At 61.3% G+C, this 17,692-nt stretch carries 18 protein-coding genes; 13 read left to right on the forward strand and 5 right to left on the reverse strand.

What is annotated here, in order from left to right; genetic code table 11:
* Nucleotides 1–7: 7 nt before the first annotated feature.
* Complete coding sequence (locus NKJ17_RS11040; protein ID WP_352508478.1) at nucleotides 8–1,396, reverse strand: SPOR domain-containing protein; 1,389 nt, start codon at nucleotides 1,394–1,396, stop codon at nucleotides 8–10.
* 298 nt (nucleotides 1,397–1,694) lie between these two features.
* Between NKJ17_RS11040 and NKJ17_RS11045 the strand changes: the two genes are divergently transcribed.
* From NKJ17_RS11045 to clpA, 3 genes are all read left to right on the forward strand, one after another.
* A complete protein-coding gene (locus tag NKJ17_RS11045; protein WP_023674920.1) occupies nucleotides 1,695–2,024 on the forward strand; it encodes a phasin family protein in 330 nt (109 codons plus the stop codon).
* Nucleotides 2,025–2,298: 274 nt separating this feature from the next.
* Nucleotides 2,299–2,625 carry an ATP-dependent Clp protease adapter ClpS gene (gene clpS, locus NKJ17_RS11050; protein WP_023717744.1) on the forward strand — a complete coding sequence of 109 codons (327 nt, stop codon included), beginning with the start codon at nucleotides 2,299–2,301 and terminating at the stop codon, nucleotides 2,623–2,625.
* 6 nt (nucleotides 2,626–2,631) lie between these two features.
* Entirely contained in the window at nucleotides 2,632–5,100 is a 2,469-nt protein-coding gene (gene clpA, locus NKJ17_RS11055; RefSeq protein WP_023674922.1) for an ATP-dependent Clp protease ATP-binding subunit ClpA, read from the forward strand.
* Between the two features lie 94 nt (nucleotides 5,101–5,194).
* Here the strand turns inward: clpA and NKJ17_RS11060 are convergent, their stop codons facing one another.
* The 4 genes from NKJ17_RS11060 to NKJ17_RS11075 form a co-directional block, all read right to left on the reverse strand.
* Nucleotides 5,195–5,626, reverse strand: coding sequence for an HIT family protein (locus NKJ17_RS11060; protein WP_352508479.1), 432 nt, complete (start codon nucleotides 5,624–5,626; stop codon nucleotides 5,195–5,197).
* Nucleotides 5,627–5,745: 119 nt separating this feature from the next.
* Entirely contained in the window at nucleotides 5,746–6,960 is a 1,215-nt protein-coding gene (locus tag NKJ17_RS11065; protein ID WP_352508480.1) for a GNAT family N-acetyltransferase, read from the reverse strand.
* A gap of 40 nt (nucleotides 6,961–7,000) precedes the next feature.
* Complete coding sequence (locus NKJ17_RS11070; RefSeq protein WP_352508481.1) at nucleotides 7,001–7,729, reverse strand: glycerophosphodiester phosphodiesterase; 729 nt, start codon at nucleotides 7,727–7,729, stop codon at nucleotides 7,001–7,003.
* Between the two features lie 14 nt (nucleotides 7,730–7,743).
* Nucleotides 7,744–8,208, reverse strand: a complete 465-nt coding sequence (locus NKJ17_RS11075; protein ID WP_352508482.1) for a RidA family protein — start codon at nucleotides 8,206–8,208, stop codon at nucleotides 7,744–7,746.
* A gap of 138 nt (nucleotides 8,209–8,346) precedes the next feature.
* Here NKJ17_RS11075 and NKJ17_RS11080 point away from each other — a divergent pair, with 138 nt between their 5' ends.
* The 10 genes from NKJ17_RS11080 (at nucleotide 8,347) to rseP (ending at nucleotide 17,596) form a co-directional block, all read left to right on the forward strand.
* Nucleotides 8,347–9,174: a cell envelope integrity EipB family protein gene (locus NKJ17_RS11080; protein ID WP_023674927.1), complete on the forward strand. Its 828-nt coding sequence runs from the start codon at nucleotides 8,347–8,349 to the stop codon at nucleotides 9,172–9,174.
* A 134-nt stretch (nucleotides 9,175–9,308) separates the two neighbouring features.
* Nucleotides 9,309–10,607, forward strand: a complete 1,299-nt coding sequence (locus tag NKJ17_RS11085; RefSeq protein ID WP_352688317.1) for a lysophospholipid acyltransferase family protein — start codon at nucleotides 9,309–9,311, stop codon at nucleotides 10,605–10,607.
* A gap of 43 nt (nucleotides 10,608–10,650) precedes the next feature.
* Nucleotides 10,651–10,929, forward strand: a complete 279-nt coding sequence (locus tag NKJ17_RS11090) for a DUF4031 domain-containing protein (protein ID WP_352508484.1) — start codon at nucleotides 10,651–10,653, stop codon at nucleotides 10,927–10,929.
* Nucleotides 10,930–11,133: 204 nt separating this feature from the next.
* Nucleotides 11,134–11,931 (forward strand): 30S ribosomal protein S2, encoded by a 798-nt coding sequence (rpsB, locus tag NKJ17_RS11095; protein ID WP_254817316.1) that lies wholly within the window; start codon nucleotides 11,134–11,136, stop codon nucleotides 11,929–11,931.
* A gap of 119 nt (nucleotides 11,932–12,050) precedes the next feature.
* Nucleotides 12,051–12,974, forward strand: coding sequence for a translation elongation factor Ts (gene tsf, locus NKJ17_RS11100; protein WP_352471655.1), 924 nt, complete (start codon nucleotides 12,051–12,053; stop codon nucleotides 12,972–12,974).
* A 409-nt stretch (nucleotides 12,975–13,383) separates the two neighbouring features.
* Nucleotides 13,384–14,106 (forward strand): UMP kinase, encoded by a 723-nt coding sequence (gene pyrH / locus NKJ17_RS11105; protein ID WP_023674934.1) that lies wholly within the window; start codon nucleotides 13,384–13,386, stop codon nucleotides 14,104–14,106.
* A 96-nt stretch (nucleotides 14,107–14,202) separates the two neighbouring features.
* Nucleotides 14,203–14,757, forward strand: a complete 555-nt coding sequence (gene frr, locus NKJ17_RS11110) for a ribosome recycling factor (protein WP_352508485.1) — start codon at nucleotides 14,203–14,205, stop codon at nucleotides 14,755–14,757.
* A gap of 32 nt (nucleotides 14,758–14,789) precedes the next feature.
* Entirely contained in the window at nucleotides 14,790–15,512 is a 723-nt protein-coding gene (locus NKJ17_RS11115; RefSeq protein WP_352508486.1) for an isoprenyl transferase, read from the forward strand.
* Between the two features lie 3 nt (nucleotides 15,513–15,515).
* Nucleotides 15,516–16,349 carry a phosphatidate cytidylyltransferase gene (locus tag NKJ17_RS11120; protein ID WP_352508488.1) on the forward strand — a complete coding sequence of 278 codons (834 nt, stop codon included), beginning with the start codon at nucleotides 15,516–15,518 and terminating at the stop codon, nucleotides 16,347–16,349.
* A gap of 104 nt (nucleotides 16,350–16,453) precedes the next feature.
* On the forward strand, nucleotides 16,454–17,596 hold the full coding sequence (gene rseP, locus NKJ17_RS11125) for an RIP metalloprotease RseP (protein WP_352508489.1): 1,143 nt from the start codon (nucleotides 16,454–16,456) through the stop codon (nucleotides 17,594–17,596).
* Nucleotides 17,597–17,692: the final 96 nt, after the last annotated feature.

Below are 17,692 nucleotides of genomic sequence, written 5' to 3' on the forward strand. Positions count from 1 at the left end.
GCGCCGCTTACTGCTGGACGGCGTAGCACTCGATCTTCTTCTTTTTCAAAGCGTTGCAGGCCTTCCAGGCAGCGGTCTTCGAACCGAAACCACCGAACCGGGCGCGGTAGTAGGTGACGCCGTCCTTGTCGAAGGCGACGGTGAAACCGGAGGCATCGGCCAGAACGGAGGGTGCCTGCTTCGTCGCCTTGTCGAGGAAAGCCTTCGCTTCGGCCTGTTTTGGCGACGAGGCGACCTGTATTGCCCAGCCGGATGGCACCGAGGCCGTGCTGACCGGATCGACCTCTGCCGCCGGTTCGGCATAGGCTGCGGCGACCCGGGCTGTCGCCACGTCGTCCACGGTCGCCGCGGCCGTCGTCTTGACCCTCTTGGCCTGAACGACCGGAGTGGTTTCTTCAACGACGGGCGCATTTTCCTCGACAAGGGAGGCAACGGCATCGTCGTTCGGCTTACTGTCCGGTGTCGGCGCGTCATGGTTCGGTAGAAATACCTTGGCCAAGGCTGAAATCGGATTGCCACCGCCAGCCTTGGCAATCAGCACGCCGCCGCCGCTCGACGAGGCCTTCGGCATGTAGGCATTGATCAACCCGGCCATCTGGCTGTCGCGGCTGCCGCCGGATCTGCCGCCCATGACCACCGCTACGATCCGCCGATCGCCATCCGAGACCGAGGAGACCAGATTGTAACCGGAGGCGCGGGTGTAACCGGTCTTGATGCCGTCGACGCCCTTGATGCGTCCGAGCAGACGGTTATGGCCGTTGATGCGCTGCCGCCCATAAAGAAAGGAGCGCTGCGAGAAATAGCCGTAATATTGCGGAAAATGCTCTCTCAGGGCGATGCCGAGCATCGCCATGTCGCGCGCGGTTGTGAACTGGCCGGGATCAGGCAAGCCGTTGGCGTTGCGGAAAACGGTTCCCCTCATGCCCAGCGCCCGCGCCTTGGCGGTCATCATGCGGGCGAAATTGGCTTCATTGCCGCCGAGCATCTCGCCAAGCGCCGTTGCGGAATCGTTTGCCGATTTGGTCACCATCGACAGGATCGCGGTCTCGACCGTGACCGAGCTGCCGCGCTTGACGCCTAGCTTCGTCGGCGGCTCGGCAGCGGCATTGGCCGAGAACACGACCGGGGAATTCTTGCTGATCCTGCCCTTCGCCAATGCCTCGAACGTCAGATAAAGCGTCATCATCTTGGTAAGCGAAGCCGGATAGCGCCGGCCATCGGCATCCGACGAATAAAGCACCTTGCCGGTCTTGGCATCGATGACGATGGCCGCCGACTTGGCCGCCATGGATGAAGCCGCGTCCGCGACGACGAAGCTCATCGCCATAGCGAGGATCATGATCGTTTTGAGGGGGGACGCGGATTTGGAAACGAAGCCCGACAACGCCTTACGCACTGATAGTTCCTTTGAATTTCCGTTGCCTTGGAGGCGGCAAAGGGGTCCTGCCTCACCTTCGGCCACGCTAACGCGGGCAGCGTTACCAATCCGTTTATGGTAACCGCCGCGTTCACCATTTTCTGCGGGATTGAGCTTCTCTTTATTCGAATCTTAGCGATTGCCGGCAGCTCACGATGCGCATTGCCGCGGGAATCTTGACTTTTGTGCACTGCACAATATATTTACACGCATTGCACAACGCGGCCCGACAAGGCGCGTCTATCGTCCAAGGCAACCGTTCAAGGGAAAGCGTGAAATGACCCAGACCTATGAAGATTTCAGCAAATACGGCAAGGAATTTGCGGACACCGGATTGAAGAGCTTCGCCTCGCTGTCCAAGGGTGCACAGGCTATCGCCGCCGAGGCGGGCGAGTACACCAAGAAAAGCTTCGAAGCCGGTAGCGCCGCTGTCGAGAAGCTCTTTTCCGCCAAGTCGCTGGACAAGGCGATCGAGATCCAGTCCGACTATGCCAAGCAGTCCTATGAGAGCTTCGTCACCGAGGCCACCAAGCTTGGCGATCTCTATGCCGAACTCGCCAAGGAAGCTTACAAGCCGTTCGAATCGATCGTCGCCAAGGCGAAGTAAATTCGACGAACATTCCGAGCCGGCCCCTGGGCTTGCAAAGACAAACCCGGTCGCGAACGCACGGCCGGGTTTTTTCATGCCAGCTCGAAATCGGGGGCCTACGGTCTTCACGATTTGAAAAATCGGGCAAGTTTGGCCACCTAGCCATATTGTCAGCTAAACAGAAGGGCTTAAAATCGTCCATCGAACACCTACATGTCGAGCATGCATGAGGATTCGAAAGAGGCAGGACTACGTGACTACAGGTTTGACTGCCACGAGCTACGTGGTGCGAATGCAGAACGGCAGCAACGGCAATGAGGCCGGTCGCGGCACGGCCGTCATCACGCGCACAAAAACCAAGACCAAGAAGCCCAGTCTGTATCGGGTCCTCATTCTTAACGACGACTACACACCCATGGAATTCGTGGTCCACGTGCTGGAGCGCTTTTTCCAGAAGGACCGCGAAGCCGCCACACGCATAATGCTTCATGTTCACAATCATGGGGTGGGCGAGTGCGGGGTCTATACATTCGAGGTGGCCGAGACCAAAGTGTCTCAGGTCATGGATTTCGCCCGACAGAATCAGCATCCGCTGCAATGCGTGATGGAGAAGAAGTGAGGTAACATGCCGGCTTTCTCCCAAGGCCTGGAAAAGGCGCTTCACCAAGCGCTGACGCTCGCCAATGAGCGGCACCATGAATATGCAACCCTTGAACATTTGCTGCTCGCCCTGATCGACGACACCGAGGCGGCGGCCGTCATGCGTGCCTGCAACGTCGATCTCGACGAGTTGAAGCATACGGTTCTCACCTATATCGACACCGAGCTCGACAATCTCGTCACCGGCTACGATGAAGATTCCAAGCCGACTGCCGGTTTCCAGCGCGTCATCCAGCGCGCGGTGATCCATGTGCAGTCGTCAGGCCGCGAGGAAGTGTCCGGCGCCAACGTGCTCGTCGCCATCTTCGCTGAGCGTGAAAGCCACGCCGCTTACTTCCTGCAGGAACAGCAGATGACCCGCTACGACGCGGTCAACTACATCTCGCATGGCATCGCCAAGCGCCCCGGCGCTTCCGAGACGCGTACCCCGCGCGGCGCCGACGACGAGCAGGGCAGCCAGAGCGGAGCCGAGCCGCAGGAGGAAGGCGGCAAGAAGAAGCAGCAGCAGGACGCGCTGACTGCCTATTGCGTCAACCTGAACAACAAGGCCAAGGCCGGCAAGATCGATCCATTGATCGGTCGCGAGAGCGAGATCAACCGGACCATCCAGGTGCTGTGCCGCCGCTCCAAGAACAACCCGCTCTATGTCGGTGATCCCGGCGTCGGCAAGACGGCTATCGCCGAAGGCCTCGCTAAGCGCATTGTCGAGGGTGACGTTCCCGAAGTGCTGCACAATGCCACCATCTTCGCGCTCGACATGGGCACGCTGCTGGCCGGCACCCGCTATCGCGGCGATTTCGAGGAGCGGCTGAAGCAGGTCGTCAAGGAGCTCGAGGATTATCCCGGCGCCGTGCTGTTCATCGATGAAATCCACACCGTGATCGGGGCAGGGGCCACCTCCGGCGGCGCCATGGATGCATCGAACCTGTTAAAACCCGCACTGTCGTCCGGCGCCATCCGCTGCATCGGCTCGACCACCTACAAGGAATTCCGCCAGTTCTTCGAGAAGGACCGCGCGCTGGTGCGGCGCTTCCAGAAGATCGACGTCAACGAGCCGACGGTCGAGGACGCCATCGAGATCATGAAGGGCCTCAAGCCTTATTTCGAGGAGTTCCACAAGGTCCGCTACACGAGCGAGGCGATCAAGGCTTCGGTCGAACTCTCGGCGCGTTACATCAACGACCGCAAGCTGCCGGACAAGGCGATCGACGTGATCGACGAGACCGGCGCCTCGCAAATGCTGGTGCCGGAAGCCAAGCGCAAGAAGACCATCGGCATCAAGGAGATCGAAGCGACGATCGCCACCATGGCGCGCATCCCGCCGAAGACGGTTTCCGCAGACGACGAGAAGGTGCTGCAAGGCCTCGACATCGAGTTGAAGCGCGTCGTTTACGGCCAGGACACCGCGATCACAGCGCTGACCTCGGCCATCAAGCTGGCGCGGGCCGGCCTGCGGGAACCGGAAAAGCCGATCGGCTCGTACCTGTTCTCGGGCCCGACCGGTGTCGGCAAGACGGAAGTGGCCAAGCAGCTCGCCGCCTCGCTCGGCGTGGAGCTGATCCGCTTCGACATGTCGGAATATATGGAACGCCACACCGTTTCGCGGTTGATCGGCGCGCCTCCCGGCTATGTCGGCTTCGACCAGGGCGGCCTTCTGACCGACGGCGTCGACCAGCATCCGCATTGCGTGCTGTTGCTCGACGAAGTCGAGAAGGCGCATCCGGACCTGTTCAACATCCTGTTGCAGGTCATGGACCACGGCAAGCTGACCGACCATAACGGCAAGCAGATCGACTTCCGCAATGTCATCCTGATCATGACTACCAATGCGGGCGCATCCGATGCGCAGCGCGCGGCGATCGGTTTCGGTTCGACCAAGCGCGAAGGCGACGATGTCGAGGCGATCAACCGGCTGTTCACGCCGGAGTTCCGCAACCGTCTCGATGCGATCATTCCGTTCGGCTCGCTGCCGGTGCCGGTCATCCATCAGGTGGTGCAGAAGTTCGTCATGCAGTTGGAAGCGCAGCTTTCCGAGCGTGGCGTGACCTTCGACTTGTCGCAGGATGCAATCGCATGGCTGGCCGACAAGGGCTATGACGAGCGCATGGGCGCCCGGCCGCTTGGCCGCGTCATCCAGGAGCACATCAAGAAGCCGCTGGCCGACGAGGTGCTGTTCGGCAAGCTCAAAAAGGGCGGCACGGTGCGTGTCACCGTCGAGAAGAAGGAAACCGGCGAGACCGGCCTGAAGCTCGAATCGCTCGCCGACGAGGCGCCGGTGAAGCCGAAGAAGGAAGAGCCGGACGACGTGCCGAAGGCCAAGAAGGCGGTGGCGAAGAAGCCCGCTGCAAAAAAGGCGGTGGCGCAGAAGCCGGAGCCCAAAGGTAAGGACGGCGGCAAGCGCAGTCTCGTGCCGCAACTGCCGCGTAAGAACTGACGAACCAGCCAGTAAAAAAGCCCCGGAAACGGGGCTTTTTTTGTGACACCCTCCGGTTAAGCACCCGGCGCCCGCCGGAGCAGTTTGCGCCGGTTCAGCTTGCCAGCGCCATCCTTATCTTGCCGGCGTTCTGGGCCAGGACTTCAGGCTTTTCCATCTGTCCGCTGTGCGGTTTCAGGGGAATCCCCTCGAAGCGCGGAATGACATGGACGTGAAGGTGAAAGACAGTCTGCCCCGAAGCTGGTTCGTTGAACTGCATAACCGTGACGCCATCGGCATCGAAGGCCTTCTTTACGGCCCGCGCAACTTTCTGGACGTGAGCGAAGAGCGGGCCAAGCACCGCCGGATCCGCGTCAAGCAGGTTGCGCGACGGCGCTTTCGGCACCACCAGCGTGTGACCCTGTCCTTGCGGCATCACATCCATGAAGACAATGACCGCTTCATCCTCGTAGACGCGATGCGAAGGGATTTCTCCGCGCAGGATTTTGGCGAAGATGTTGCTGCTGTCGTAGGTTGCTTCGGCCATGGCGCGCGCTCCGGTTCTTGGCTCGCTGTCTCGTGTAGCGAAGCTGTTCCGGGCGGGCAAGATGATCGATCGACATCGGCCGTGCGGGCCCGCGCGGCTGGGCGATTGGGCTCGCTACCCTACTCCGCCATGTCCTTGCGGAACGGGGTGTGCTCTTCCAGATATTCGCTCATTCGCTCGACTTCGCGCCGCTCGCGCTGGAGGTAGTCGGCCACTGCATTGCGCAGACCTGGATGGGCGATATAGTGCGCCGAATGCATCGTCACGGGCCGGTAGCCGCGCGCCAGCTTGTGCTCGCCCTGAGCACCGGCTTCAACCACCTTCAGCTTGCGCGAGATGGCGAAATCGATTGCCTGATGGTAGCAGACTTCGAAATGCAGGAATGGGTGGTCCTCGATGCAGCCCCAGTTGCGGCCGTAGAGCGCGTCTGAGCCGATGAAGTTGATGGCGCCCGCTATGTAGCGTCCGTTGCGTTTGGCCATGACCAGCAGGGTGTCGTCGGCCATGCGCTCGCCGATTAGGGAGAAGAAATCGCGGTTGAGGTAGGGCCGGCCCCACTTCCTGCTGCCGGTATCCATGTAGAACGCGAAAAAGTCGTCCCAGGCCTTTTCGGTCAGATCCTTGCCGGTCAGCCAGTCGATCGAGATGCCGTTGGCGAGCGCCTCGCGCCGCTCTTTCTTAATTGCCTTGCGCTTGCGCGAGGCTAATGTCGCGAGAAAATCGTCATAGCTCGAAAAACCTTCGTTGAAGAAGTGAAACTGCTGGTCGGTGCGATGCAGGAAACCGGCCGCCGCGAATATCTGGACATCGTCCTCCGGCGCGAAGGTGACATGGGCGGAAGACACGCCGAGCTTATCCGTCACCGCCTTCAGGCCGGCCGCAAGACCGGCCTTGACGGTGGGACTGTGCTCGCCCTTGCCGACCAGCAGGCGAGGGCCGGTGACGGGCGTGAACGGCACCGCGCATTGCAGCTTCGGGTAGTAGCGCCCGCCGGCGCGTTCGAATGCGTCCGACCAGCCATGGTCGAATACATATTCGCCCTGGCTGTGCGACTTCAGATAGCAGGGGACCGCCCCGAGCAGCTTGCCTCGGGCGGTTTCCAGCCTCAGGTGATGGCCTTGCCAGCCGGTACGCCGAACAGCGCAGCCGGAATCTTCCAGCGCGCTCAAAAAAGCTAATGAAACAAGTGGGTTGTAGCCGTTTTCGGCATCGCCGCGTGTAGTGCCGCCGAGGTTGTCCCATTCAGCGCTGGTAAAGGCCCCGATGCCCGCCGCGATGCGGATCGACAGCTCCGCGTTCGCCGTTTGTCTTTCGCAGTCGTCCCCTTGATCCATGAGGCTTACTTAAGCTCGCTGCTGACCCATACAAGCCCGCTCAAGCAAGCCGTACCAGATCTGGCTCGAATCCTTCGAACGTCATCTGGTCGGCATATTTGAAGGTCAGGTCGACGGCAGGCCGGTCGTGCACGGTCCAGGTGATCACCGGCATGCCGAGTTTTTCTCGCACGAAGGAGACGAACCGGTTCGGCAGATCGCCGGCGGCGTAGGAGGTGAAGGCGATGTCATGCGCCAGCATGGCGAAATGCGCCTCGATCAGGTGGTTGTCGTTGCCGTAGGCGGTCAACCCGCCGGGTATGCCGGGAGCATATTTCGGGAACTCTCGGATCAGCCAATGGTCGAACGACATGATCGCAGTCTTGCCCTTGTATTGCTTGAGCATCTTACCGACGCTTTCGACCAGGCCGTCGTCGTGCCCGGCAGCTCCTTTCAGTTCGACAACCATCGGCACACGGCCGTCGACCAGATCAAGCGCCTGCTGCAGCGTCGGCAAATGGTCGGCGGTGCCGCCGACCTTCAGCGCGGTGATTTCGGCAGCCGTACGCTGCCAGACGAAGCCGTTTTCGCCGGTCAGCCGCCGCAGATCGCCATCGTGGATGATGACGGGGACGCCGTCGGAAGACAGGTGCACGTCGCATTCAATCGCGTAGCCACGCTCGGCCGCCGCGGCGAAGGCGGAAAGGGTGTTCTCCCAGCGCGTCTTGTTCATGTCGTGGAGGCCGCGATGGGCGACGGGCCGGGCGGTCAGCCAGGAAAGATCGGTCATGGTTGCAGTCCCGGTCATTCGACTTCGAAGATCGCTTCGATTTCCACTGCGGCATTAAGCGGCAGGGAGGCGGTGCCGACGGCGGAGCGAGCGTGCGTGCCGCGATCGCCGAGCACCGCGGCGAGAAAATCCGAGGCACCGTTGGCAACCAGATGCTGTTCGACAAAGTCCGGTGCCGAGGCGACGAAGACGGTGATCTTCACCAAGCGACGGATTTTCTCGAGATCGCCAAGTGCTGCCTGGGCTTGCGCCAATATGTTGATCGCACAGTATTTTGCGGCTTCCTTGCCGGTCGCGGTGTCGACATCGCTGCCAAGCAGTCCGCTCGCCTGGAGCTTGCCGTCCTTGAGCGGCAACTGCCCGGCGGTGAACAGCAGATTGCCGGTCCTGCAATAGGGCACGTAATTGGCGGCGGGCGCGGCGGCGGCCGGCAGCGTCACGCCGAGATCGCTTAGCCGCTTTTCGATTGTTTCGCTCATGCTATTTCCCTATTGCTTGAAGGTGCCGCGCAGGCCGGGCCGAAATTGCTATTTTTGCCTCGCTTCCGCCACGACTTTTTTTAAGCTGGACCATCTTTCCATGCGGCCTGCCATTAGCCGCGATGATCGGAGCACCCCATGCGCGCAACGCGCCTCGCATTCAACGCCGTTCTCTTGACAGCGGCTTCCTGGGCGGCTCCCGCTTTTGCGGTGCCGGCGCTGCAGGCGCATCGCGCGGTTTACGACATTTCACTCGACAAAGCCTCCGACCGCTCCGGCATCACCGGCATCACTGGCCGCATGGTCTACGAGTTCAACGGCTCCCCTTGCGAGGGCTATACGGTAAAGTTCCGTTTGGTGACCCAGATCGTAACCAGCGACAACACCAGGCTGACAGACCAGCAGATGACCACCTTTGAGGACGCCGAGGGCAAGACCTTCTCCTTCGTGAACAAATCCTTTGTTGACCAGAACCTCGACAAGGAGGTCAAGGGTACCGCAACGAAGGAGGCCAACGGTCTCAAGGTCGATATCGACAAGCCCGAGAAGAACAGCCTGGAACTCGCGCCGACCCAGTTCCCGACCCAGCAAATGGTCGAAATGATCGGCAAGGCGGAAAAGGGCGAGCGCTTCTACGAAACCAACCTGTTCGACGGCTCTGAGGATGCCAACAAGGTGGTGACCACCACCGTCGTCGTCGGCAAGCAAGCCGATGCCGACAACGCCGATCCGGAAGCGCCGGCGCTGGCCAAGCTCGCCACCGACAAATACTGGCCGGTCGACATCGCCTATTTCGATGATGCCGACAAAGGCGGCGAGGAGGTGCCGGAATACCGGATCAGCTTCAAGCTGCACAAGAACGGCATCACGCGCGATCTCGTCATGGACTATGGCGAGTTCTCGATGACCGGCAAACTGGTCAATCTGTCGCTGTTCGATCAGCCAAAGACCTGCCCGTCGAAATAGGCTCGAACCAACGACAAGCCGCCGGCCGCTATCCGGGATAGTAGCGCTTGATCTTGCGGGCGTGTCGTATCGACTTGAGCATGCCGCAATTGCCCATCATCGCCTAACGACGGTAAGCGCCGTGGGGGAGCAGGTTGAGCAGGATCGACGTTTTTGTGGCGCCGCGGCCCAATGCGACGCTGATCAAGGCCATGACGTTCGTCAACCGAATTGTCATGCTGCACGGCATTCCAGGCTTTCGCGACCTGTTGCCGTTCAACCGTCTGGCCGGTTTGCGCGGCGTCGCCAATGTCCGCCACATCTATTTTCCAGAGGATGACCGGCAAAGGCTGAAGGCTTGTTGCGGTGCGGGCAAGGCGACGTTCATCACGCCCAACCATCCCGAATTCTTTACCGACTGGATGATCGACAAGGAGGTCGTCTCGCGGGTAAGCCCGCTGACGGCATCCTGGGCCACGCACGGCGTCGTCAACGGGCTTGGCCGGCTAATGCAGAAATTCTGGTTGGCCAACAATCTGATCGCGCAAATCCCGGGCAACAGCGCGGCCGCCAAGGAACATTCGGTGGCCTGGGCGCTGAAGGGGCACGGCGTGCTCCTGCATCCCGAAGGCGGTGTCGGCTGGCATGCCAACATCGTTGCCCCGCTGCTGCCAGGTGCGGTCGAAATGCGGTTCGAGGCGCTGAAGCGCGGCCGCCTGACGGATCCGGATTTCAAGGTTTGGATCGCGCCCGTGATCTGGAAGCTTGCTTTCACGGGGAATGTCGAGGCACCGCTGGCAAAGGAATGTGCCTATGTCGAGCACAGCCTGAAGATCGAACGCCGTGCCGCCGATTCGCTGCCGGAGCGCATCCATCATATCTATGCGACGTTGCTGTCGCGCGATGAGGCTGCATATGGCCTGCGGTCCGATGAGCGGGTTTCGTATGACGCACGTCAAAAAGACCTGCTCGCGGAACTCGGCCGTCGCCTTGCTGAACTTGTCTCGGTCGACGCCGACACGCTCGACACTGCCGAGCTTTTGCGGCGCTCGCGGCGCTGGCTGCGGGAGAACATAGACGGCGCCGAAAACCAGGCGCAGGTCCGAACGCTGGCAGATACGATCCAGCGACTGCAGCGTGTCGGGCCGTGGGCCTCAGCCAATCCGCGCATCACGCAGGAGGAGATCGCCGAACATTTGAAGCGGATCCGCAACGACTATTGCAAAGGTACGCTGCGCGATACGATCAACCGTTTCGTGCCGCAGCCGGCAGGCCCACGCCGCGCCTATGTCCGGGTACCGGAGCCGCTTGGCTTGCACGCCTATCAAGGCTCCGTAGAGGAGGCACTCGCCGAACTGCACGACCGGATGCAGGAGACCGTCACCAGGACGATGACGCAACTCGAGGCCGGCGGCGCCTTCATTTTCTGTGCCAATCCCTTCTATCATCGTTAGCGGCGTGTTGGTCGGCGCAAGATGAAGGAGTGCGGCAAACCTCATGGCGGTCTATGTCGATGCGGCGATCTGGAAATGGGTCGGCCACCGCTGGTGTCATCTGCTGGCAGACGATACCGACGAGCTGCATCGCTTCGCCGCGCAGCTCGGCGTCAAGCGCTCGTCCTATCAAGGGCCACCCAAGACATCGGCGCCGCATTATGACATAACCGGGCTGGAGCGTGACCGCGCAGTGCGGTTAGGCGCCATCGAATGCACCCGCGAGGAGATCGTCGCTGTTTTCCGGCGTGTGCGGGTGCCGAAGGGGAAGATGCGACAATGACACCGGTGCGCTGATCGCCGCACGCTGAGCCGCAAGACGCCACACCGCTTGCGTTTGTCGCGCTTCCCCTCTATATGCGCGCTCATTCCACACACGGACTTTGGTGTCTGCCCGGGAGAAATCCGGCTGAAACCTCCGGTGGCGTTTGAGGACAAAGTCCAAAAATGCCTGTGTCCGTGGAGGCTAACCGGAAAGGAAATAAGAATGGCTCTGCCTGATTTCAGCATGCGCCAGCTATTGGAAGCTGGCATTCACTTCGGCCACCAGACCCACCGCTGGAATCCGAAAATGGCGCCCTATATCTACGGCGCCCGCAACAACATCCACATCATCGACCTCTCGCAGACGGTGCCCCTGCTGCACCAGGCGCTGAAGCAGGTTTCCGACACTGTTGCCAAGGGCGGCCGCGTGCTGTTCGTCGGCACCAAGCGCCAGGCCTCCGACATTGTCGCCGATGCCGCGCAGCGCTCGGCCCAGTACTATGTCAATTCGCGCTGGCTCGGCGGCATGCTGACCAACTGGAAGACGATCTCGAATTCCATCCAGCGCCTGCGCAAGCTCGACGAGATGCTGGCCGGCGAGGCTCAGGGCCTGACCAAGAAGGAGCGCCTCAACCTCGATCGCGAGCGTGAAAAGCTCGACAAGGCGCTGGGCGGCATCAAGGATATGGGTTCGACGCCCGATTTGATGTTCGTGATCGACACCAACAAGGAAGCGATCGCCATTCTCGAGGCCAAGCGTCTCGGCATCCCGGTCGTTGCCATCATCGATTCCAACTGCGACCCGGACAAGATCGACTTCCCGATCCCCGGCAATGACGACGCGGCCCGCGCCATCCAGCTGTATTGCGATCTGATCGCCAAGGCAGCTATCGACGGCATCGCCCGTCAGCAGGGCGCGCTCGGTGTCGATATCGGCGCATCGGTCGAGGCTCCGGTCGAGCCGGCGCTCGAGCAGACCCCGGCCGCCGAGAGCCCGGCAGCCCAGACCCCGGAAGCATAGTAGCGAAGGCCGGCTGCGGCCTTCATCTTTCCAATATGTTGGCGCGGTAAGCGCTACCGGCACCAGGCGCATCATCGAAAATCGATGGTGCGTCAGTGCATTTAGACAAAGAGGCGACAATGAGCATTTCGGCTGCACAGGTCAAAGAACTCCGCGACTTGACCGGCGCGGGCATGATGGACTGCAAGGCGGCGTTGAACGAGACCAACGGCAATATGGAAGAAGCCATCGACTGGCTGCGCAAGAAGGGCATTTCCAAGGCCGACAAGAAGGCTGGCCGTACCGCTGCCGAAGGCCTGATCGGCGTCGATTCGGGCGTCCGCGAGGCAGCGATCGTCGAGGTCAATTCCGAGACGGACTTCGTTGCCCGCAATGCTGCGTTCCAAGAGATCGTCGCCAATGTCGCGAAGGTCGCGCTTGCCTATGGCGGCAAGACCGAAGCCGTTGCCGCCGCTCCCTATCCGGGCTCGGGCAAGTCGGTCGCCGAGACCATCAAGGACGCCGTCGGCACCATCGGCGAGAATCTGGGCTTCCGCCGCTCGGCCAAGCTCACCGTCGAGCACGGCGCTGTCGCAACCTACGTTCACAATGCGGTCGCCGACGGCCTTGGCAAGCTCGGCGTGCTGGTGGCCATCGAGACGACAGGCAACGCGCATGCCGCGAACGCCTTCGCCCGTCAGGTTGCCATGCATGTCGCTGCCACCAATCCGATGGCCTTGACCACTGAAGAGCTCGATCCGGCCGCGGTGGAGCGCGAGAAGGCGATCTTCGCCGACCAGGCACGCCAGTCCGGCAAGCCAGAAGCGATTATCGAGAAGATGGTCGAGGGCCGTTTGCGCAAGTTCTACGAAGAGGTCGTGCTGCTCAAGCAGGCTTTCGTGCTCAATCCCGACATCACCGTCGAGAAGGCGCTGAAGGATGCCGAAAGCGAGATCGGCGCGCCAGCCAAAATCGCTGCCTACCTGCGCTTCGCGCTCGGTGAGGGCATCGAGAAGGAAGAGACCGATTTCGCGGCGGAAGTCGCGGCAGCGGTCAAGAAGTAAACTATTCGTTTAAAAGTCTTTTTCGGCCGGGTGTCCGCGAGGATGCCCGGCCGATTCTTGCGCGGCGTAGGATCAACTCAAGGACGACCTCGGCGCGCTCGATTTCGACATTGCGCAGGACCTTCGGGCACGGCTCGATGCGGTGAGCCGGTCTTTCACACCCTTTTTCGTATTCGTTCTTCGGCTCGGAAATACAGGATGGCCTTACCGGAGGTCAGACAGTCGGTGACAAGCCGGCTGGCAACATGCCGAACCCGTTCATGCAAGGTGCTTTTGCCGTGTAAGCTGAAGCTGGAAGAGAGTTTTCGGGCTCGGGCGCCGCGTGACATCGTGGCGCCCTTCGTGTATCGGAACGCCCAGTGTTTCGGGGCGCACCGAAACGCGTCACACGCACGATGACGAGGACCAGATGACGGTGAAGCCCCTCTACCGACGTGTCTTGCTGAAAGCATCGGGCGAAGCGTTAATGGGCGAGCAGCATTTCGGCATCGACGTATCGGTGGTCGACCGCATCGCCGCCGACATCGCCGAGGCCCGCGCATTGGGCATCGAAGTCGGTGTCGTCATAGGGGGCGGCAACATCTTCCGTGGCGTCGCAGTCGCGTCAAAAGGCGGAGACCGCGTCACCGGCGACCATATGGGCATGCTTGCCACCGTCATCAATTCGCTGGCGCTGCGCACCTCGCTCAACAAGATCGGCGTCGACGCCGTGGTGCTGTCGGCGATCGCCATGCCCGAGCTTTGCGAAAGTTTTTCGCAGCGTCAGGCGACCGCCTACATGAACCAGGGCAAGGTCGTTATCTTCGCCGGCGGCACCGGCAATCCGTTCTTCACCACCGATTCGGCTGCAGCCCTTCGCGCCGCCGAGATCGGAGCCGATGCTCTGTTCAAGGGCACCCAGGTCGATGGTGTCTATTCGGCTGATCCCAAGAAGGACCCGCACGCGACACGTTTCGAGCGGATCAGCCATGACGAAGTCATCAAACGCGGGCTTTCGATCATGGATACGGCGGCGATTGCACTTGCGCGCGAAAACAACATTCCGATAATCGTCTATTCGATCCACGAGAAGGGTGGTTTCGGCGATATCCTGAGGGGTGGCGGCCGTTGCACGGTCGTCGCAGACGATTGACCGGACCATGAACCCGAAAGGGATCGGTTGCGGATGAGGCTCGAACAGGGCTTACCCTAAGCAGTGAACCCGGGTTAACGGGTCGAGGAGACGATGATGAATGGCGAATACGACGATCTCAAACGGCGCATGGACGGGGCGATCGCCGCGTTCAAGCATGATCTGGCTTCGCTGCGCACCGGCCGCGCGTCGAGCAACCTGCTCGATGCCGTCCAGGTGCAGGCCTATGGCACCACCATGCCGATCAACCAGGTGGCAACAGTGTCGGTTCCGGAACCGCGCATGATTTCGGTTTCGGTCTGGGACAAGTCGATGGTCAGCGCGGTCGACCGTGCCATCCGTGAAGCCAATCTCGGGTTCAATCCTATCGTCGACGGTACCAATCTCAGGATTCCGCTGCCCGAGCTCAACGAACAGCGCCGCAAGGAGCTGGTGAAGATCTCGCACGGTTATGCCGAGAATGCCCGTGTCGCCGCACGACACGTTCGCCGGGACGGCATGGACTTTCTGAAAAAGGCGGAAAAGGACGGCGACATCAGTGAGGACGACCATCGCAAACGGGCCGACCAGGTTCAGAAACTGACCGACGAGACAATCAGCACCATCGACCACCTGCTTTCCGACAAGGAAGCGGAAATCATGCAGGTCTAGGGTCTGGCCACGGCTGGCCCGGAAGTGAGAACATGGCAACGCCCGCGCATGTCGCGATCATCATGGACGGAAACGGACGCTGGGCCAAGGCGCGCGGCTTGCCTCGGCTGGCTGGTCACCGCGCCGGCGTTGAGGCGCTGCGCAAGACAGTGCGCGCCGCCCCCGGCCTCGGCATCTCCTTCCTGACCGTCTACGCTTTTTCGTCGGAAAACTGGTCACGACCGAAATCTGAAGTCAGCGACCTCATGGGCCTGCTGAAGCTTTTCATCCGACGTGACCTCGCCGAGCTGCACCAGAGTGGGGTGCGGATCAGGGTCATCGGTGACAGGGCAGGGCTGCAGCCCGACATAAGGGGCCTGCTTGAGGAAGCCGAAACGCTCACTCTCCGCAACGAAGCGCTGACGCTGGTCATTGCCTTCAATTACGGCGGGCGCGACGAGATCGTGCGCACCGCGCGCAAGCTCGCAGCTGCGGTGGCGCGCGGTGAGATCGACAGCGAGGCGATCACGGCCGAGTCCTTTGCCAGCTCGCTCGATACAGAGGGCATTCCGGATCCGGAACTGGTCATCCGCACCAGCGGCGAGCTTCGGTTGTCGAATTTCCTGTTATGGCAGGCTGCCTATAGTGAACTCGTTTTTCTGCCTTGCTATTGGCCCGACTTCAGTCGCGAGCACCTGTCCGATGCACTGCGCGATTTCGCCGGCCGCGAGCGCCGCTTCGGCGGACTTGCCGCCCAAGATGTCGCCTCAGGCTGAGGAATGAGCAACCTCCAACTCCGGGTCATTTCGGCCGTCGTGCTTGCCATCGTGACGCTTGGCCTGACCTGGCTCGGCGGACTGCCCTTCCGGTTGCTTTGCGCTGCCATGGCGGCGGTGATCTTCTACGAGTGGACGCGGATGAGCCGCCCCGTTGCCCCGGCAGGTGCTAGTCCTATGGCAGGTCTCGGCTTTCTGCCCGAGGCGCTGATCGTGGTCTTTATTGGTGCCCTCGTCGCCGGCCTGCCTGCGTCTTTGCTGCTGCCGCTCGTGGCGGCTCTGGTTGCTGTCACTGCCATCGCGGCGTCGATGCGAAAGGCAGGACCGTGGGAAGCATCCGGCCTTGCCTATGCGGCCGTATCGGGCTTATCGCTGGCCTTCTTGCGTGATGGCGACCATTCAGGGCTGCTGGCCATTCTGTTCCTATTCGCCGTGGTTTGGGCGACCGATATTTTTGCTTATTTCGTCGGCCGCTCCGTCGGTGGCCCAAGGCTGGCGCCGTCGATCTCGCCGGGCAAGACGCGGAGCGGGGCGCTCGGTGGGGTGGTCGGCGGCGTAGTGGCCGGTCTGCTTCTGGCCGCAGTAGCCGGAACGGGCAACCTCGCCGTGCTTGGCGTGGTCGCACTGGTGCTTTCGATCGTCGCGCAGGCCGGCGACCTGTTCGAATCATGGGTCAAGCGACGCCACGGCCGTAAAGATTCCGGCACGCTGATACCCGGCCATGGCGGCATCATGGATCGGGTCGATGGGCTTGTCGCGGCGGCTTTCGCCCTATACGTCATCGGCTGGATTTCCGCGACCGCCGACCATCCGGCACAGGGGCTGTTTCCGGTTTGAACGGCATCGTCGGTGGGCCGGCGCGGGGCTGCGTCATGGATTCGCCTGGATTGATGTCACAGTCGCGGCGTGATCTGCGCCGTGGATGAATTTGAGGGCATGAATTGAACGAGATTCTTCACGCGGTTTTCAGCACGGACGGCCTTGTCCTCGGTACGCTGGTGCCTTTCCTGTTCGTGCTGACCGTGGTCGTGTTCGTCCACGAAATGGGCCATTACCTCGTCGGCCGCTGGTGCGGTATCGGCGCAAAAGCCTTTTCGATCGGTTTCGGCCCAGAGATCATCGGCTTCAACGACAGCCGCGGCACCCGCTGGAAGCTTTGCGCCATACCGCTCGGCGGCTACGTCAAGTTCGTCGGCGATATGAACGCGACGTCGAGCCAGCCCAGCTCGGAGGAGGTCGAGGCGCTGAGCGACGACGAACGCAAGGTTGCCTTCCACACGCAGCCGATCTGGAAGCGGGCGGCGACCGTCGTGGCGGGGCCGCTGTTCAACTTCCTGCTGACGATCGCCGTCTTTGCCGTGCTGTTTTCCATATATGGTCGGCCGGTATACGAGCCGATGGTGGCTGAAGTCACCGAAGGCAGTCCGGCAGCGGCGGCCGGCATCATGCCCGGTGACCGATTCGTCAGCGTCGACGGCAGCAAGGTCGAGACCTTTGCCGACGTCCAGCGTCTGGTTTCGGGCCGCGCCGGCGACAGCATCACCTTCGTTATGTTACGCGGCGGCAAGGAAATCACCGTCACGGCGACGCCGCGTTTGATGGAACAACAAGACGCATTGGGCAACAAAGCCCAGGTGGCCGTGATCGGCGTCATCAACAACAAGGAACTCGGCCAGCCGCGGCTGATCACCTACAGCCCGGCCGGGGCAGTCGGGGCGGCCATCCAGGAAACCGGCCACGTCATCCAGCGCACCGGCCAGTTCCTGCAGCGTTTCGTTGTTGGCCGCGAGGACAAGTGCCAGCTGGGCGGGCCCATCAAGATCGCCAAGATGTCGGGCCAGGCGGCAAAGCTCGGCTTCGAATTGCTCGTCCAGCTTGTTGCATATCTGTCAGTCGGGATAGGAATTCTCAATCTTCTGCCGATTCCCCCCCTCGACGGAGGGCATCTTCTGTTCTACGGCGTGGAAGCTGTCATCCGACGGCCGGTGTCCGAACGGATGATGGAAATGGCTTATCGGAGCGGCCTCATCCTGGTGCTCGGCTTCATGGGTTTTGTTTTCTGGAACGATCTGTTTGGGTGCTGAAATCATGAAGAAATTTGGCTTCAGCGCGACCAATGTTGAGACGCCGTTTACCATGCGTGGGGATATGCGTGACGCGAAAGCCACGCCACAGGGTTA

This window comes from Mesorhizobium sp. M0208, from assembly GCF_040322015.1.
GTDB lineage: Bacteria > Pseudomonadota > Alphaproteobacteria > Rhizobiales > Rhizobiaceae > Mesorhizobium.

Bases quoted from the DNA above. Each gene is read 5' to 3' on its own strand.
- pyrH (WP_023674934.1), top strand. From the start codon at position 13,384: ATGACGGTGAAGCCCCTCTACCGACGTGTCTTGCTGAAAGCATCGGGC.
- NKJ17_RS11045 (WP_023674920.1), top strand. From the start codon at position 1,695: ATGACCCAGACCTATGAAGATTTCAGCAAATACGGCAAGGAATTTGCG.
- NKJ17_RS11065 (WP_352508480.1), bottom strand. From the start codon at position 6,960: ATGGATCAAGGGGACGACTGCGAAAGACAAACGGCGAACGCGGAGCTG.
- clpS (WP_023717744.1), top strand. From the start codon at position 2,299: ATGCAGAACGGCAGCAACGGCAATGAGGCCGGTCGCGGCACGGCCGTC.
- rpsB (WP_254817316.1), top strand. From the start codon at position 11,134: ATGGCTCTGCCTGATTTCAGCATGCGCCAGCTATTGGAAGCTGGCATT.
- NKJ17_RS11115 (WP_352508486.1), top strand. From the start codon at position 14,790: ATGGCAACGCCCGCGCATGTCGCGATCATCATGGACGGAAACGGACGC.
- clpA (WP_023674922.1), top strand. From the start codon at position 2,632: ATGCCGGCTTTCTCCCAAGGCCTGGAAAAGGCGCTTCACCAAGCGCTG.
- NKJ17_RS11060 (WP_352508479.1), bottom strand. From the start codon at position 5,626: ATGGCCGAAGCAACCTACGACAGCAGCAACATCTTCGCCAAAATCCTG.
- NKJ17_RS11090 (WP_352508484.1), top strand. From the start codon at position 10,651: ATGGCGGTCTATGTCGATGCGGCGATCTGGAAATGGGTCGGCCACCGC.
- NKJ17_RS11070 (WP_352508481.1), bottom strand. From the start codon at position 7,729: ATGACCGATCTTTCCTGGCTGACCGCCCGGCCCGTCGCCCATCGCGGC.
- NKJ17_RS11080 (WP_023674927.1), top strand. From the start codon at position 8,347: ATGCGCGCAACGCGCCTCGCATTCAACGCCGTTCTCTTGACAGCGGCT.
- tsf (WP_352471655.1), top strand. From the start codon at position 12,051: ATGAGCATTTCGGCTGCACAGGTCAAAGAACTCCGCGACTTGACCGGC.
- NKJ17_RS11075 (WP_352508482.1), bottom strand. From the start codon at position 8,208: ATGAGCGAAACAATCGAAAAGCGGCTAAGCGATCTCGGCGTGACGCTG.
- NKJ17_RS11120 (WP_352508488.1), top strand. From the start codon at position 15,516: ATGAGCAACCTCCAACTCCGGGTCATTTCGGCCGTCGTGCTTGCCATC.
- frr (WP_352508485.1), top strand. From the start codon at position 14,203: ATGAATGGCGAATACGACGATCTCAAACGGCGCATGGACGGGGCGATC.